This is a genomic window from Streptomyces sp. IMTB 2501 (assembly GCF_001953885.1).
GTDB lineage: Bacteria > Actinomycetota > Actinomycetes > Streptomycetales > Streptomycetaceae > Streptomyces.
The window spans coordinates 135,868-150,789 of sequence record NZ_MQUS01000024.1; the positions used below are offsets into that span (position 1 = coordinate 135,868).

General features: G+C 71.1%; 15 protein-coding genes, 3 tRNA genes and 1 pseudogene. 14 read left to right on the forward strand and 5 right to left on the reverse strand.

Annotated features, from left to right (window positions below; translation table 11 throughout):
- The first annotated feature begins 5 nt into the window (after positions 1-5).
- The 7 genes from AV521_RS33335 (at position 6) to AV521_RS33365 (ending at position 7,628) form a co-directional block, all read left to right on the forward strand.
- Positions 6-644: an NADH-quinone oxidoreductase subunit J gene (locus AV521_RS33335; protein ID WP_076093822.1), complete on the forward strand. Its 639-nt coding sequence runs from the start codon at positions 6-8 to the stop codon at positions 642-644.
- Entirely contained in the window at positions 644-1,033 is a 390-nt protein-coding gene (nuoK, locus tag AV521_RS33340; RefSeq protein ID WP_076093767.1) for an NADH-quinone oxidoreductase subunit NuoK, read from the forward strand. The genes AV521_RS33335 and nuoK overlap by 1 nt, the downstream gene beginning before the upstream one ends.
- Entirely contained in the window at positions 1,030-3,045 is a 2,016-nt protein-coding gene (locus AV521_RS33345; RefSeq protein WP_076093769.1) for an NADH-quinone oxidoreductase subunit L, read from the forward strand. The genes nuoK and AV521_RS33345 overlap by 4 nt, the downstream gene beginning before the upstream one ends.
- 6 nt (positions 3,046-3,051) lie before the next feature.
- A complete protein-coding gene (locus AV521_RS33350) occupies positions 3,052-4,626 on the forward strand; it encodes an NADH-quinone oxidoreductase subunit M (RefSeq protein WP_076093770.1) in 1,575 nt (524 codons plus the stop codon).
- Positions 4,623-6,140, forward strand: coding sequence for an NADH-quinone oxidoreductase subunit N (locus AV521_RS33355; protein ID WP_076093772.1), 1,518 nt, complete (start codon positions 4,623-4,625; stop codon positions 6,138-6,140). The genes AV521_RS33350 and AV521_RS33355 overlap by 4 nt, the downstream gene beginning before the upstream one ends.
- A 235-nt stretch (positions 6,141-6,375) precedes the next feature.
- A complete protein-coding gene (htpX, locus tag AV521_RS33360; RefSeq protein ID WP_076093774.1) occupies positions 6,376-7,239 on the forward strand; it encodes a zinc metalloprotease HtpX in 864 nt (287 codons plus the stop codon).
- Positions 7,236-7,628 carry a YccF domain-containing protein gene (locus AV521_RS33365; RefSeq protein WP_076093824.1) on the forward strand — a complete coding sequence of 131 codons (393 nt, stop codon included), beginning with the start codon at positions 7,236-7,238 and terminating at the stop codon, positions 7,626-7,628. Before htpX ends, AV521_RS33365 begins: the two co-directional genes overlap by 4 nt.
- A 47-nt stretch (positions 7,629-7,675) precedes the next feature.
- Here the strand turns inward: AV521_RS33365 and AV521_RS33370 are convergent.
- Positions 7,676-8,822 (reverse strand): annotated as a pseudogene (locus tag AV521_RS33370) (APC family permease); the annotation flags it as partial.
- A 154-nt stretch (positions 8,823-8,976) separates the two neighbouring features.
- On the opposite strand from AV521_RS33370, the gene AV521_RS33375 reads away from it, so the two are divergent.
- Positions 8,977-9,243, forward strand: a complete 267-nt coding sequence (locus AV521_RS33375) for a GlsB/YeaQ/YmgE family stress response membrane protein (RefSeq protein ID WP_076093776.1) — start codon at positions 8,977-8,979, stop codon at positions 9,241-9,243.
- Positions 9,244-9,361: 118 nt separating this feature from the next.
- On the opposite strand, the gene AV521_RS33380 is transcribed toward AV521_RS33375, so the two are convergent.
- Entirely contained in the window at positions 9,362-9,850 is a 489-nt protein-coding gene (locus tag AV521_RS33380) for a YajQ family cyclic di-GMP-binding protein (protein WP_076093778.1), read from the reverse strand.
- A gap of 225 nt (positions 9,851-10,075) precedes the next feature.
- On the opposite strand from AV521_RS33380, the gene AV521_RS33385 reads away from it, so the two are divergent.
- Positions 10,076-10,157 (forward strand) — tRNA-Tyr (locus AV521_RS33385).
- 63 nt (positions 10,158-10,220) lie between these two features.
- On the opposite strand, the gene AV521_RS33390 is transcribed toward AV521_RS33385, so the two are convergent.
- On the reverse strand, positions 10,221-10,703 hold the full coding sequence (locus AV521_RS33390; protein ID WP_076093779.1) for a carboxymuconolactone decarboxylase family protein: 483 nt from the start codon (positions 10,701-10,703) through the stop codon (positions 10,221-10,223).
- A gap of 259 nt (positions 10,704-10,962) precedes the next feature.
- On the opposite strand from AV521_RS33390, the gene AV521_RS33395 reads away from it, so the two are divergent.
- Entirely contained in the window at positions 10,963-11,187 is a 225-nt protein-coding gene (locus tag AV521_RS33395) for a hypothetical protein (protein WP_179023570.1), read from the forward strand.
- Positions 11,188-11,228: 41 nt separating this feature from the next.
- Positions 11,229-11,441 (forward strand): hypothetical protein, encoded by a 213-nt coding sequence (locus AV521_RS33400; RefSeq protein WP_076093781.1) that lies wholly within the window; start codon positions 11,229-11,231, stop codon positions 11,439-11,441.
- A gap of 140 nt (positions 11,442-11,581) precedes the next feature.
- Here AV521_RS33400 and AV521_RS33405 read toward each other — a convergent pair whose 3' ends face one another.
- Together AV521_RS33405 and AV521_RS33410 are read right to left on the reverse strand one after the other, a co-directional pair.
- The gene (locus tag AV521_RS33405; RefSeq protein WP_076093827.1) at positions 11,582-12,238 is read right to left on the reverse strand and encodes an SDR family oxidoreductase; all 657 of its coding nucleotides are present in this window, start codon (positions 12,236-12,238) and stop codon (positions 11,582-11,584) included.
- A 228-nt stretch (positions 12,239-12,466) separates the two neighbouring features.
- Positions 12,467-13,732 carry an amidohydrolase family protein gene (locus AV521_RS33410; protein ID WP_076093783.1) on the reverse strand — a complete coding sequence of 422 codons (1,266 nt, stop codon included), beginning with the start codon at positions 13,730-13,732 and terminating at the stop codon, positions 12,467-12,469.
- 512 nt (positions 13,733-14,244) lie between these two features.
- On the opposite strand from AV521_RS33410, the gene AV521_RS33415 reads away from it, so the two are divergent.
- The 3 genes from AV521_RS33415 (at position 14,245) to rpmG (ending at position 14,691) form a co-directional block, all read left to right on the forward strand.
- Positions 14,245-14,317: transfer RNA gene (locus tag AV521_RS33415), tRNA-Thr, on the forward strand.
- Between the two features lie 46 nt (positions 14,318-14,363).
- Positions 14,364-14,436: transfer RNA gene (locus tag AV521_RS33420), tRNA-Met, on the forward strand.
- Between the two features lie 90 nt (positions 14,437-14,526).
- Positions 14,527-14,691, forward strand: a complete 165-nt coding sequence (gene rpmG / locus AV521_RS33425) for a 50S ribosomal protein L33 (protein ID WP_003948671.1) — start codon at positions 14,527-14,529, stop codon at positions 14,689-14,691.
- Positions 14,692-14,922 lie beyond the last annotated feature (231 nt).

The following is a 14,922-nucleotide window of genomic DNA, read 5'->3' on the forward strand; positions in this document are numbered from 1 at the left end:
CGTCCCTGAGCCTGGCCGCGGCTCAGCACGGCTTCCTGTCCCCGACCGGTGTCGAGATCGCCTTCCTCCTCGTCGGCCTGGTCACCTTCGGCGCCGCGTTGGTCACCGTCACCACCCGCCAGCTGGTGCACGCCGCCCTGTGGCTGGTGGCCGCGCTCGGCGGTCTCGCCGTCGAATACCTGCTGCTCACGGCTGAGTTCATCGCCTGGGTGCAGGTCCTCATCTACGTCGGTTCCGTCGTCGTCCTCCTTCTGTTCGGTCTGATGCTCACCAAGGCGCCCATCGGCCGCTCCCCGGACGCCGACTCCGGCAACCGCTGGGCCGCCCTGACCGTCGCGGTCGCCGCCGCCGTCGCCCTGGTGTGGGTGGTCGTCGACGCCTTCCGTACGACGTGGATCGACCTGAGCGGCCCTGCTGCCGGCTCCACCCGCGTCACCGGCGCAAGCCTCTTCCGGAACTGGGTGCTGCCCTTCGAGGCCCTGTCCGTCCTCCTTCTCGCGGCCCTGGTCGGCGCGATCGTCCTGTCCCGCAAGGCGAAGGCGGAGTCGAACCCTCCCCCTGTGAACTCCCGAGCGGTCACCGAGAGTTCCCCTTCCGTCACGGGTTCCGGAATTCACCCGGTCGAGCAGGAAGGCGCCCGCTGATGCACCTCGCCTACCCGGCCGTACTCTCCGCCCTCCTCTTCTGCACCGGCCTGTACGGCGTCCTCGCCCGCCGCAACGCCATCCTGGTCCTCATGTCGGTCGAGCTGATGCTCAACGCCGTCAACCTCAACCTGGTCGCCTTCGACGTCTGGCTCAGCCGGGCAGCGAAGGAGACCCTGCACTCCGGCCAGGCGCTGACCCTGTTCACCATCGCCATCGCCGCCGCCGAGATCGGCATCGGCCTGGCGATCGTCCTCGCCGTCTACCGCAACCGCGGCACCTCCGACATCGACAAGCTCCGCGACACCGCCGAGGGCCCCGACACGGCCGGTCCCGGCACCGAGGGCCCCGGCACCTCCGCGGGCGAGAAGGCTGAGGCCACCGCGTGACCACGACCACCCTCGCCGTCCTCGTCCCCCTCCTGCCGTTCCTGGGCGCCGCGGCGGGACTGCTGCTGGGCGGCACCGCGCCCGGGTTCGTCCGCCCGCTCGCTGTGCTGCCGCCGCTGGCCTCACTCGTCCTGGCCGTGCTGGTCGCCGTACGCCAGGGCGGCGACCAGGCCGTCGACGCCCACACCGGGCTGACGCCCACCGGCTCGGTCCCGATCGAGCTGGCGCTGCACATCGACGGCTTCGCCGCACTCGTCGCGATCCTCGTCGCGTTCGTCGCGACCTGCGTGCAGATCTACTCGACGGGCTATCTGCGCGACGACCCGCGCTACCCCTCGTACGCCGCCCTCGTCTCCCTGTTCACCTCCGCGATGCTCCTGGTCGTCTACTCCGGCGACCTGATCGTGCTGCTGGTCGGCTGGGAAGTCATGGGCATCTGCTCCTACTTCCTGGTCGGCCACTACTGGGAGACCCCCGAGGCCCGCGCCGCCTCCCTGAAGGCCTTCCTGGTCACCAAGCTCGGCGACGTGCCGTTCCTCATCGGCCTGTTCGCCCTGGCCACCGACGCCGGATCCTTCCGCATCACCCGCGTCCTCGGCGCCGTGGCAAGCGGCCACCTGCACCACCCGACCCTGATCGCCCTGCTGCTCCTCGCGGGCGTCGCGGGCAAGTCGGCGCAGTTCCCGCTGCACACCTGGCTCCCGGACGCGATGGCGGGCCCCACGCCCGTCTCGGCGCTGATCCACGCCGCGACGATGGTCGCCGCCGGTGTCTACTTCATCGCCCGTCTCCTTCCCGTCTTCGAGGCATCCTCGGCCGCGATGGTGGTCCTCGCCGTCATGGCCGCCGTCACCATGGCCGGCTCGGCGCTCGCCGCGCTCGCCCAGGACGACATCAAACGCGTCCTCGCCTACTCGACGATCGGGCAGCTCGGTTACATGACCGGCGCCCTCGCCGTCGGCGACCGCGGGGCCGCCGTCTTCCACCTCCTGTCCCACGGCGCCTTCAAGGCGCTGCTGTTCCTCGCAGCCGGCGTGGTCATCCACGCCGCCGGCACCAACTCGCTGGCCGCCATGTCCCGCATGAAGGGCCTGCGCGAACGCGTCCCGGACGCCTACTGGACGATGACCGTGGCACTCCTCGCGCTCGCCGCGATCCCGCCGTTCAGCGGCTTCTTCTCCAAGGAGTCCGTGCTCGGCGCCGCCGAGCACGTCGCCACCGGGAGCACCGGCCACGCCCCGGGCGCCGCCGGCTGGATCGTCCTCGTCGCCGGCCTGCTCACCGCGCTGCTCACCGCCGCCTACGCGGCCCGCCTGTGGCTGCTGGCCTTCCGCGGCCGGGGCGCCGAGGCTCCCGACCACGGCCGCCAGCCGCTGACGATGACCGTGGTGCTGTGGGTCCTCGCCGTGCCGTCCCTGGCCTTCGGCGGGCTCGCCTACCGCTCGCTGCCCGGCTGGTTCGACGGCCGCGATCTGACCCCGACCCTGCTCACCTCCATCCTCAGCACGGGCCTCGCCCTGGTCGGCGGGCTGCTCACCTACGGCGCCTGGCAGCGCACCAGCGCGCTCGCCGCACGGGTGCCGGCGGTGCCCGCGCCCTCCTTCGAGTGGGAGCACCTCCAGGGCGAGGCCGCCGCCCATCCGGAGGGCGACGCGAGCCTGGTCGAGGCACATGCCCTCGCAGACCACGGGCCGGCCGACCTCGTCCACACGCCCGACCCCGGCCGGCTGCTCCTCGGCCGGCTCCATCGGCACGCGGCCGTCGGCTTCCACCTGGACGCCGTGTACACGGCGCTGTTCGTCCGCCCGGTCCAGGCCGGAGCGAGTCTCGTCCGCTTCCTCGACAGCGAGGTCGTCGAGACCTACGTACGCGGCGCGGCCGCGCTGCCCCGGCTGCTCGGGGCCGCCGTACGGCGGGCGCAGACCGGCAATGTGCAGACCTATGTGAGCGCGCTGCTCGCCGGCACCGTCGTCCTGGTGGTCGCCGTCGTCCTCGTCGCCACGGGAGCGTGAGCAGGCGTGATCGATATCAACGAGTCCGTGATGCAGTTCCTTCTGGCGTTCGTCGTCGCCGGCCCGCTCCTCGGCGCCGTCGCCGCCCTCCTGCCGGCCCCGCCGGGACTGAAGGGGAAGTCGCCCGAGCAGGCCGTGCTGCGGCACGGCGTGACCGTGACCGGCGCGATCCTCATCGCCGCGATCGTCCTCGCGCTCGGCTTCGACCACGACCATCCGTCGAAGATGCAGGCCACGACCGACATCAGCTGGATCCCCGCGCTCGACGTGCGGATCCACCTCGGCATCGACGGCATCTCCCTCCCCCTTCTGGTCCTGACCGCGCTGCTGACCTTCCTCTGCGCGCTGTACTCCTACTTCAAGCCGCCCGCGGGCGGCTCCCCGAAGGCTTTCGTCGCGCTGCTGCTCCTGCTCGAGTCCGGCACCCTCGCGACCTTCGCCGTCCTCGACCTGCTGCTGTTCTTCCTCGCCTTCGAGATGGTGCTCATCCCGATGTACTTCCTCATCGCCCGCTGGGGCGGCGAGGGCCGGACCCGGGCCGCGTGGAAGTTCATCCTGTTCACGCTGCTCGGCTCCGTCGTCATGCTGCTCGGCCTGCTCCTGATCGGAATCAAGGCGGGCACGTTCGACATGGTGGCACTCGCCACTGACAACGGCCGGTCGCTGACCGCATCCGTGCAGGTCATCGCCGTTCTGGCGATCGGGATCGGGCTCGCGGTGAAGGCGCCGATGTGGCCGCTGCACAGCTGGCTGCCGGACGCCCACACCGCCGCGCCGACCGTTGGCTCGGTCCTGCTGGCCGGCGTCCTGCTGAAGATGGGTACGTATGGGTTCGTCCGGATTCTGCTGCCGATCGCGCCCCACGGCTTCCACACCTTCGCGCCGTACCTCGCCGCGTTCGCCGTGGTCGGGATCATCTACGGGTCCCTGGCCTGCCTGGCCCTGGCCAAACGGGGCGCGAAGGGCGACCTCAAACGGCTGATCGCCTACTCCTCCGTCGGTCACATGGGCTTCGTCCTGCTGGGCATCGCCACCATGACCCCGACCGGCGTCAACGGCGCCCTGTTCGCCAACATCGCCCACGGCCTCATCACCGGCCTGCTGTTCTTCCTGGTCGGCGCGCTGAAGGACCGCACCGGCACGACCGACCTCGACTCCCTGGCCGAGGAGACCGGCGCCGCGCTGTACGGCAAGGCGCCCCGCCTCGGCGGGCTGCTCGCCTTCGGCGCCGTCGCCTCGCTCGGCCTGCCGGGCCTCGCCGGGTTCTGGGGGGAGATGCTGGCCCTGTTCGGCGCGTTCAAGCCCGCCGCCGACCTCAGCCGGCCCGCATACCTCACCTTCATGGCGATCGGCGCGTTCGGCACCCTGCTGACGGCCGCCTACATGCTGATCGTGGTCCGCCGCGTCTGCATGGGCGGCGTGGAACAGGAAGTCCCGAAGTTCGCGGACGTCCACGGCTACGAGTTCGCCGCCTGGACCCCGCTCGTCGCCCTCACCGTCGTCGCCGGACTGTGGCCGAGGGCGCTGCTCGGCCTGACCGACCCGGCCGTGCACCAGCTCCTCGCAGGAGGCACCCGATGAGCGTCCAGCCCGTCGCCGAGTCGCTCGTCCAGTCCGTCGACTGGCTCGCCGTCTCCCCGCCGACCATCGCCGCCGCCGTGGGACTCGTCGTCCTGGTCGCCGATCTGTTCCTGCCCGAGGTCCGCAAGGCCGTCCTGGGCTGGATCTCGGTCGCCGGACTGGCCGTGGCCGCACTGATGCTCCTGCCCCTCCTGAACGGCGACCGCAGCACCTTCTGCGTGAACGGCGCCACGCGCGCGTGCAGCTACACCGCCGACCACTTCGCGCTCGTCATCCAGTTCCTCGTCCTCGGCGGCGCCCTGCTCGCCGCCCTGCTGTCCGTCACGAACCTCAAGGACGACGAGCGGCGCGTGCCGCCGGGCGAGTTCTGGTTCCTGCTGCTGTCCTCCGCGGCCGGTGCCGCGCTGCTGCCAGCCTCCCGCGACCTGGCCACCCTGATCGTCGCCCTGGAGGTCGCCTCTCTGCCCGCCTTCGCCCTCGTCGGCATCCGGCACGGCGACAAACGGTCCTCCGAGGCCGCCCTGAAGTTCTTCCTGTCCTCGGTGACCGCCACCGCGGTCAGCCTGATGGGCATCAGCTTCGTCTACGCCGCCACCGGCACCCTCTACCTCACCCAGGTCGCCCAGCGCCTCCCGCACGTCGACGGCCAGCTGCACACGCTCGCCCAGGCGGGCGTCGTCCTCACCCTCGTCGGCTTCGCCTTCAAGACGGCCGCCGTCCCCTTCCACTTCTGGGTGCCCGACACCTACGTGGGCGCGCCACTGCCCGTCGCCGCCTATCTGTCGGTCGTCGGCAAGGCGGTCGGCTTCTCCGGCCTGATCCTCGTCACCGTCGTCGCGTTCCCCTCGTACGCCGCCGTGTGGGGTCCCGCGCTTGCCGCCCTGGCGGCCCTCACCATGACCGTCGGCAACGTCGGTGCGCTGCGCCAGCAGGCCACGCGCGCGTACAGCGCCGTACGGCTGCTCGCCTGGTCCTCCGTCGGCCAGGCCGGCTACCTGCTGGTGCCGATCGCCGCCGCCGGCTACGCCAAGGACCCGCAGAAGGCGATCGGCTCCACGGTGGCCTACGCGCTGATGTACGCCGCCGTGAACCTCGGCGCGTTCGCGGTGGCCGCCCTGGTGGGCCGCAGCCGGGCCCTGAACCGGATCAGCGACTACCGGGGCCTGTACGCCACCAACCCGCTCACCGCGCTCCTGCTGGCGTTCTTCCTGCTGTGTCTGGCTGGGCTGCCGCCGGGCGTCATCGGGCTGTTCGCCAAGGTCACGGTGTTCTCGGCGGCCGTCGACGCGGGCCTCGGCTGGCTCGCCGTCGTCATGGCCGTGAACGTGGTGATCGCCCTGTTCTACTACCTGCAGTGGACGGCCCTGCTGTTCCGCGCCCCCGAGGGCGAACCGGCCCGGCACCGCGTCCCGGCCCCGCTCACCGCAGCCCTCGCCCTCACCGGCGTCCTCGGCGTCGCCCTGTCCGGAGCGCCCCAGCTGGTCCTTCGCTTCGCGGCCACAGGCCTGTTCTGAGACGGCTGCCGGATCGTTCCGAGAGGGACACCGGACGGCTGGGAGAAGCCGCCCCGCGCGCGTGGCGCATCCGCCCCGTTACGCGCGCGTCCGCGTGAACGAGCACGTCACCCGTACGGCCGATCGGTGCTCGCGCAGGTGACAGGGAACTCGTGGCCGTCGCCTGGCGTTGTCACAAGCGGGAGGGTCCACTGGACCAAAGTGTTCCCCAGCTGCACGACTTGGAGGGCGCACGGTGCACCGCCGGCACAACGGGCTCAGGACCGCAGTACTCCTCGGGGGACTGTCCGCACTCATCATTGTCATCGGCAGCTTCTTCGGCCGCATGGGGCTGATCGTCGCGGTCCTGATCGCCCTGGGTACAAACGCGTACGCGTACTGGAACAGCGACAAGCTGGCACTCCGCGCGATGCGCGCCCGCCCGGTCAGCGAGTTCGAGGCCCCGGCGCTCTACCGCATGGTCCGCGAGCTGTCCACGCAGGCCCGCCAGCCCATGCCCAGGCTGTACATCTCGCCCACCGAGGCCCCCAACGCCTTCGCCACGGGCCGCAACCCGCGCAACGCCGCGGTGTGCTGCACCGAGGGCATCCTGCGTCTGCTGGACGAGCGAGAGCTGCGCGGCGTCATCGGCCACGAGCTCAGCCATGTCTACAACCGGGACATCCTCATCTCCTCGGTCGCCGGCGCGCTCGCCTCGGTGATCATGTTCCTGGTGAACTTCGCCTGGCTCATCCCGATCGGCCGCTCGGACGACGACGACGGCCCCGGCCTGCTCGGCATGCTCCTGATCATGATCCTAGGCCCGCTCGCCGCCAGCCTCATCCAGCTGGCCATCAGCCGCTCTCGGGAGTACGAGGCGGACGCCTCCGGCGCTCAGCTCACCGGCGACCCGCTGGCCCTCGCCAGTGCCCTGCGCAAGCTGGAAGTCGGCACCCAGCAGCTCCCGCTGCCCCCCGAGCCCCGGATCGAGACCGCCAGCCACATGATGATCGCGAACCCTTTCCGCGGGGGCCAGGGACTGACCAAGATGTTTTCCACACACCCGCCGATGGCGGACCGCATCGCCCGGCTAGAGAAGATGGCAGGTCGCTACCAGTGAAGACCATCCTGAACGTCATTTGGCTCATCCTGAGCGGCTTCTGGCTGTTCCTGGGCTACCTGTTCGCCGGCGTCCTGCTGTGCATCACGATCATCGGCATCCCCTTCGGGATAGCCGCCTTCCGCATCGGCGTCTACGCCCTGTGGCCCTTCGGGTACACCACGGTCGAGCGCCGGGACGCGGGCGCGCCCTCCTGCATCGGCAACGTGCTGTGGCTGATCCTGGCCGGCTGGTGGCTGGCGATCGCGCATGTCGTCACCGGTATCGCCCTGTGCATCACGATCATCGGCATCCCGTTCGGCATCGCCAACTTCAAGCTGATCCCGGTCTCCCTGCTGCCGCTGGGCCGCGAGATCGTCCCCACGGACCAGCCGTTCGCGACCCGCTGAGCACACCGGCCCTGCGGACGACGGGGGACGCGCGTGTGGCCGTGGGCCCAGGGTGGCGCAGCCCAGCAGGCCCATCACGGGGACCATGCTGGCCGCCGGGGCAGGGCTGAGGGTCCAGGCGGAGGCGTTGGCGACGGCGTAGTAGGCGAGCACGCCGAAGGAGGAGAAGCCGATCGCGCCGCGTACGTCCACCGTCGCGGCCAGTACGGCGACCACCACGCCCACGGCCAGTTCGGCCCGGTGCGGCACCTTGAAGCGGGGGTGCACGGCCGCCAGCATCCCCGGCAGATGCCCGTCCCGGGCCATGGCGAGTGTCGTACGGGAAACGCCGAGGATCAGCGCGAGCAGCGAGCCGAGGGCCGCCACCGCTGCACCGGCCCGCACCACGGGCACGAGCCCCGGCATGCCGGCCGCGCGTACCGCGTCGGCCAGCGGAGCCGTCGCCTGCCCGAGCCGGTCCGCGCCGAGGACACCGAGCACCGCGACGGCCACGCACGCGTACACCACAAGTGTGATCCCCAGAGCCAGCGGGATCGCACGGGGAATCGTGCGCGCCGGATTCCGTACTTCTTCACCGAGGGTCGCGATCCGCGCGTACCCGGCGAACGCGAAGAACAGCAGCCCCGCCGCCTGGAGCGCCCCGCCCGCTCCCGACGACAGCCCGATGTCCAGCCGCCCGGCGGCCACCCGCCCGGAGGCCAGGCACACGACCACCACGGCCGCGAGCACGGCCAGCACCACCGCCACGATCACGCGCGTCAGCCACGCCGACTTCTGGATGCCGCCGTAGTTCACGGCGGTCAGGGCCACCACGGCCGCGACCGCCACCGCGTGCGCCTGCCCCGGCCAGATGTACGCGCCCACAGTGAGCGCCATGGCCGCACAGGACGCCGTCTTGCCGACCACGAACGCCCAGCCCGCGAGGTACCCCCAGAAGGGGCCCAGCCGCTCCCGTCCGTACACGTACGTCCCGCCGGAGGCCGGATAGCGGGCCGCGAGACGGGCCGAGGACATGGCGTTGCAGTAGGCCACCACGGCCGCGAGCGCCAGTCCGGGCAGAAGCCCCGTTCCGGCCGCACGGGCGGCGGGTCCCAGGGCCGAGAAGACACCGGCCCCGACCATGGATCCGAGACCGACGACCACGGCGTCCCGCACACCGAGGGTCCGGCGCAGTTCGGTACCGGAAGGTGTCATGCGCCGCACCCTACTGAGCACGGCAACCGTGTGGTGGACCCGTGGCGTCCTCTTCATCGACACGGCACGAACACGCGCGCGTGGACAGCGAGTCCTCACCGGATTTTCAGCGGTCGGACAGTGCGGACACAGCGCGGAAGGGCAGGTTCACGGCATGAGCATCATCGCTTGGATCATCCTGGGACTGCTGGCCGGAGCCATCGCCAAGTTCCTCCTGCCGGGCCGCGACCCCGGCGGCTTCATCGGCACGACTCTCATCGGCATCGCGGGCGCGTTCATCGGCGGCTGGATCTCGGCGCGTTGGCTGCACCACCCGATCACCAAGAACTTCTACGACGGCGCCACCTGGGCCGCGGCCATCGGCGGCTCCCTGGTACTGCTGATCGTCTACCGCATCCTGTTCGGCAACTCACGCGACTGAACGCGGCGTCGACGGTACGGAGTCAGCAGCACGGAGCCGACAGCACGGAAGGGTGGGCACCGCTCGGGGGTGCCCACCCTTCTTGCCTCGTGCCTCTTGCCGATGTCCTTCCGGTCTTTTACCGGTAGTTCACGTACTGCAGCGCGAAGTCGAAGTCCTTGCCCTTCAACAGCGCGATCACAGCCTGCAGATCGTCCCGGCTCTTGGAGGAGACGCGCAGCTCGTCGCCCTGGACCTGGGCCTTCACGCCCTTCGGACCCTCGTCGCGGATGATCTTCGCCACCTTCTTCGCGTTCTCCTGGGAGATGCCTTCCTCGATCGACGCGAAGATCTTGTACTCCTTGCCGGACAGCTGCGGCTCACCCGCGTCCAGGGCCTTCAGTGAGATACCGCGCTTGATCAGCTTGGACTGGAAGACGTCGAGGACAGCCTTCACCCGGTCCTCGGAGTTCGCCTCCATGAGGATCTTGTCACCGGACCACGAGATCGAGGCGCCCACGCCCTTGAAGTCGTAGCGCTGCGAGATCTCCTTGGCGGCCTGGTTGAGGGCGTTGTCGACCTCCTGCCGCTCGACCTTCGAGACGATGTCGAAACTGGAGTCGGCCATGTCCTGTGGCTCCTTGTATCGGGGTGTGAATCGGGTGCGTGCCGGCGTGCGCGCGGCGGCCGCCGGGCCCGGCCTGACGTCGGGCCGCATCCGCACCAGCCTAGTCACCTCACGAGCCAAGGGGTGGAGATCAACCGGGTGGCGAAGCACCCCCGTCTATCGGGTATTGTTTACGACGTCGCCAGGGAGCACCGCCGCAGAGCGGTTCGATCTGGTGGCCGACCCGGCGGTGTGCCCGAGCGGCCAAAGGGAGCAGACTGTAAATCTGCCGGCTCAGCCTTCCCAGGTTCGAATCCTGGCGCCGCCACACGGGAACGAGAGCCCCGTGATCTGTGAGAGCAGATCACGGGGCTCTCGTCGTTGCGGACCGTCAGTGGAACTTGGCGGCCATGCCGGCCTCGTAGTCGCCGGCGGGCTGCTGGGTGATGACGTTTCCGCGGTTGAAGGCGTTGATGACGGCGATCTGTGTCACCAGGTCGGCGAGCTGTTCCTCGTCGTAGTACTTGGCCGCGTTGGCCCAGACCTCGTCCGGGACGCCGCCGGCCGCGTCCGCGATGCGGGTGCCCTGCTCCGTCAGTTCCAGCGCGGCGCGCTCGGCGTCGGTGAAGACCTTGGCCTCCCTCCAGGCGGCGACCAGGTGGAGGCGCACCGCGGTCTCCCCGGCCGCGGCGGCCTCCTTGGTGTGCATGTCGATGCATCCGGCGCAGCCGTTGATCTGGCTGGCGCGCAGCATCATCAGTTCACGCGTCGAGGCCGGCACGGTGGATTCCGAGAGCGCCTTGCCCGCGGCGATGATGTGCTTGAAGGCCTTGGCGGCGACCGGGCTGACCATGACGTTCAGACGAGCTTCCACGGTGTGCTCCTGCGTTCGTTGTCCGATGGCTACGCCTCTTAGACCGAACAGCCCCGTGTGCTGTGACAGCGGTGAATGTGACCTGCGTCTCAGTGGCGGGGGCGCCGGGATCCTCCGAGGCCGACCGGGCGCGGGCCGAAGGCGGATATGCCGAAGGGGGCGTCTCCGTGTGCCTGTTGCGGCGCCCCGACACCGTGCCGGGGTTTCTGGAACGACCGGTCCGGGTGCGGGCCCGGGTGGTCGGGACGATGCTGGAGCCATGGCCGGGAAGCGACCCATCATCGTGCAGCTGCCGTCCCCGACCGGCGGCCGCCGGGTCCGGGTGGACGGCGAGATCCTCGGCCTGGCGCACAGCGTGGGGGACCTGGTGGAGTTCCTGCGCCGGGCGGGGCTGGAGATCGAGCCGGAGCAGGTGGCCGACTCGCCGCTGATCGACTGGCGCGGGGTGGGGCCCGATCGCTGGGAGGCAGAGACCCGCACCTGACGGCGGTGTCGCAGCCGTCTCGGTGCGGGCACACTGGCGGCATGTCCTCCCGACGCAGAACCTGTCCCGTGTGCCGCCGTGACATCGCCGTCGTCGCGGGCCGCTTCGCGCGGCACGACCCGCCCGGGGCGCGGGAGAACGGCGGACTCGTCTCCTGCGCCGGATCGCGACGACAGGCGCAACTCGGGGCTGTCCAGCCGGCGTTGGACGGGTACGCCGTACCGGAGTTTCCCGGGCAGCTGCCTCTGTTCTGAGCCGCGGGGTTGAGGCATGCCGGGGGGTGCGGGATGCGGGAGTGCGAGAACTGACGAGGTGACAGCGGGTGTGCTGCAGGGGTTGGTGGCGAGCCTGATCGTTCTACGGCTGGTGACCGTTCAACGGCTGGTGGCCGCCCTCAGTTCCCGGCCACCGACTTCACCGCGACCGACACCGGCGTCGATCCGCTGATCAGCTCCAGCGTCAGGCCGGTCGTCGCCGGGGTGTCCACCAACTCCGCCAGGACGGCCGCCACATCGTCCCGCGGGATCGCACCGCGCCCGGTGTGCGCCTCCAGACGGACCAGACCGGTGCCCGCGTCGTCCATGAGCGAGCCGGGGCGCAGGATCGTCCAGTCCAGGGCCTCCTGACGGGTGACATACGCGTCCGCCTCGCCCTTGGCGCGCAGGTACGCGTCGAAGATCTCGCCGCCCTGATGCGCGGGATCGGCGCCCATCGAGGACACGACCACGAAACGGCGCACCCCCGCGCGGACGGCCGCGTCCGCGAACAGCACCGCCGCGCCCCTGTCCACCGTTTCCTTGCGACCCACTCCGCTGCCCGGGCCCGCGCCGGCCGCGAAGACCGCTGCGTCGGCGCCCTGAAGGTGCGCCGCGACCTCCTCCACCGAGGCGGACTCCAGGTCGAGCAGGACCGGTTCGGCACCGGCCGCCCGCAGATCGTCGCCCTGCTCGGACTTGCGGATGATCCCCGCGACCTCGTCCCCGCGCGCGGAGAGCAGACGCTCCAACCGCAGCGCGATCTGACCATGACCACCAGCAATGACAATGCGCATGATTCCGACCGTACGCCGGAAGGGGCGCATCCGCCGCACGAGTTAACCGGCATGGCCGGAGCGCGCCGGGCTCACCTGCACCAGAACGCGCCCGGCGCGCGGTCACACGCGTGGCGCGGGCCAAGGGGCGCGCGCGAGGCGCACGAACGCAACCATGCGCCAGGGCGGGCTTACGGCTGCCGAGCCCCTCACCGGGCCCAGGACCACCTCACGACAGCCTCGGCCACCTCACGACAACTCGCCCCGCCCCTGCCGCGGCAATCCGAGTTCCACCGAGACCGCCGAGTTGCAGTACTCCCGCACCGCGCTCGTACGCGCCACCACCCGGCCCCGGTGGACCACGATCCGGCTGTAGGCCAGGGACAGGGCGCCGGGCAGGCGGTCGCCGCGCACGGCCAGGAGGTCGGCGGGGAAGCCCGCCTCCACGCGTACCTCCGGCAGGCCCAACACCGAGCGGGCTGAGCCGCTCACGGCCTCGTAGGCGTCCTCGGGACGCAGGCCGTGGGCGGAGGCGAGGAGGTAGGCGGCCTCCAGGGGGTCGCCGCGGCCGACGGGGTTCGAGGCGTCGCGCAGCGCGCCGCTGCCGGCCGCCACGCGCACCCCGGCCGAGCGCAGCAGCCGCACCGGAGCGGTGCCCCGGCGGTCGGCGCCGCAGCAGCCCCCCTGGGGCAGGCACACGACCGTCACGCCGGCCGCCGCCAGCTGGTCCACGGCACGTGACGCGGCCTCGGCGGGCAGGCGCGTGATACCGGCGCACGGCCCGATCGTCACGCCGGGGCGCAAGCCGCCCGCCATGGCCGCGAGCCGGGACAACCGGGCCGGGTCGGAGGCATCCGTGTGCAGGTCCACGGGGCAGCCGTGTTCCGAGGCCACATCCAGGACGGCCTCGACGTAGCCCGTGGGATCGGGATCCAGGTCGGGGCAGCCGCCGACCACGGAGGCGCCCATCTTGACCGCGTCGCGCAGCATCGCCAGCCCGTCGGCCCCCGCCGCGCCGGTCAGCAGCCGCGGCATCGCCACCGTCGTCAGCTCCGAGAGCCCCCGCAGCGAGCGCCGGGCGTGCAGGACGGCGCCCAGCGCGCCGAGCCCCTGGACATCGCCCACGCGCACGTGCGCGCGTACCGCCGTCGCCCCGTGCCCGAGCTGCAGCAGAGCCGCCTCCGTCGCCCGGCGCTGCACGTCCTCCGGGGCGTACGACACCGGGCCGGGGCGCTCGGCGGACAGTGCGGTGTCACCGTGGGCGTGCGGTTCGGCGGGGGCCGGCAGGAGCAGGTAGCCGCTCAGGTCCACGCGCGTGGCGCCCGACCGGGCCGGGCCCGGGGCCAGACTGCCCGCCGTGCCCACCGCCTCGATGCGTCCGCCTCCCAGCCGTACGTCCACGGTCCGGCCGTCGGTGAGCCGCGCCCCGCACAACAGCAGGGCGGCCGGGTCGGACTGTCCCGAGGATCCCGAGGAGTTCGACGGCGGGTGGGGTTGCGGCTGGCTGTCGGGCATCGCGCTCCAGGGTCGGTGCCGGGGGCTCGGGCGGGCCCCCGCGTCAGGGACCGGGGCGCGGGCGCCCGAAGATCACGCTGAGTGAGTCGAGCCTAGGGTGGCGAGCCGCGTGGGGCGCGCAGGAGCGCAATAGTCGTACCGGTGTGGTCCGCCCTTGGCGGTACATCTGTCGCCCACCCGCGTGGCTCCGGCCCATCTCCATGACGTCCACCCGAGCCGCTCCGGCTCGCATCTATGGCGCCCACCCGCGCCCGCGTGGCCCCGCCCCTCCCGACGGCGCCCACGCGCGCGTGCCCGTTCCTCGCACCGCGTGCTCGATGCTCGGCGTTCGGCTCCCGGCGAGCGACGTACACGCCCCGCTCCCTGAGCGGCCCGGCCGCCTCTCCCGCGGCCGTCGGCGGCCACCGCTGCGGCTCATGAGGCCGTTGCGAGGGCCGGGATGGGAGGTGTGGAGGGCGGCCGGATACGGATTTGGGTGAACGGCGGCGGACCGTGTAATGTCTTCATCGCTCGCCCCAATAGCTCAGTCGGCAGAGCGTCTCCATGGTAAGGAGAAGGTCAACGGTTCGATTCCGTTTTGGGGCTCTGGTGTGAGAGGTCCCCGTCGAAAGGCGGGGCACGATCGCATCGCAGCGGTGTAGCTCAGTCGGTAGAGCAAGCGGCTCATAATCGCTGTGTCACCGGTTCAAGTCCGGTCACCGCTACTGACAGTAGCCGATTGCGGGGTCGGTCCTTCGATCGGCTACTCTTTTTTGCGTTGAATCAGTCCATCCGTTCGTCTTAGGAGCACTCACGTGGCTGCCACCGACGTCCGCCCGAAGATCACGCTGGCCTGCGTGGAGTGCAAGGAGCGGAACTACATCACCAAGAAGAACCGGCGTAACAACCCGGACCGTCTTGAGATGAAGAAGCACTGCCCGCGTTGCAACGCGCACACCGCGCACCGCGAGACGCGATAAACAGGCTCGTACGCGAGGCCGTCCCCTTCCGGGGGGACGGCCTCGCGTCGTTTCACCGGCTCACTCGCTGGGCGGTCACCGGCTCAACCACTGGCCGGCCACCCGTCCCCCGCGCAATTCCCGGCCGGGATCCGGCTAATTTGGGGCCAGCACAGCAAAGATCAGGAGGTGCCGGGCCATGGCGCTCGACCAGTCCTTCGTGGGACGGACCTACCCGCCCACCGACCCCTA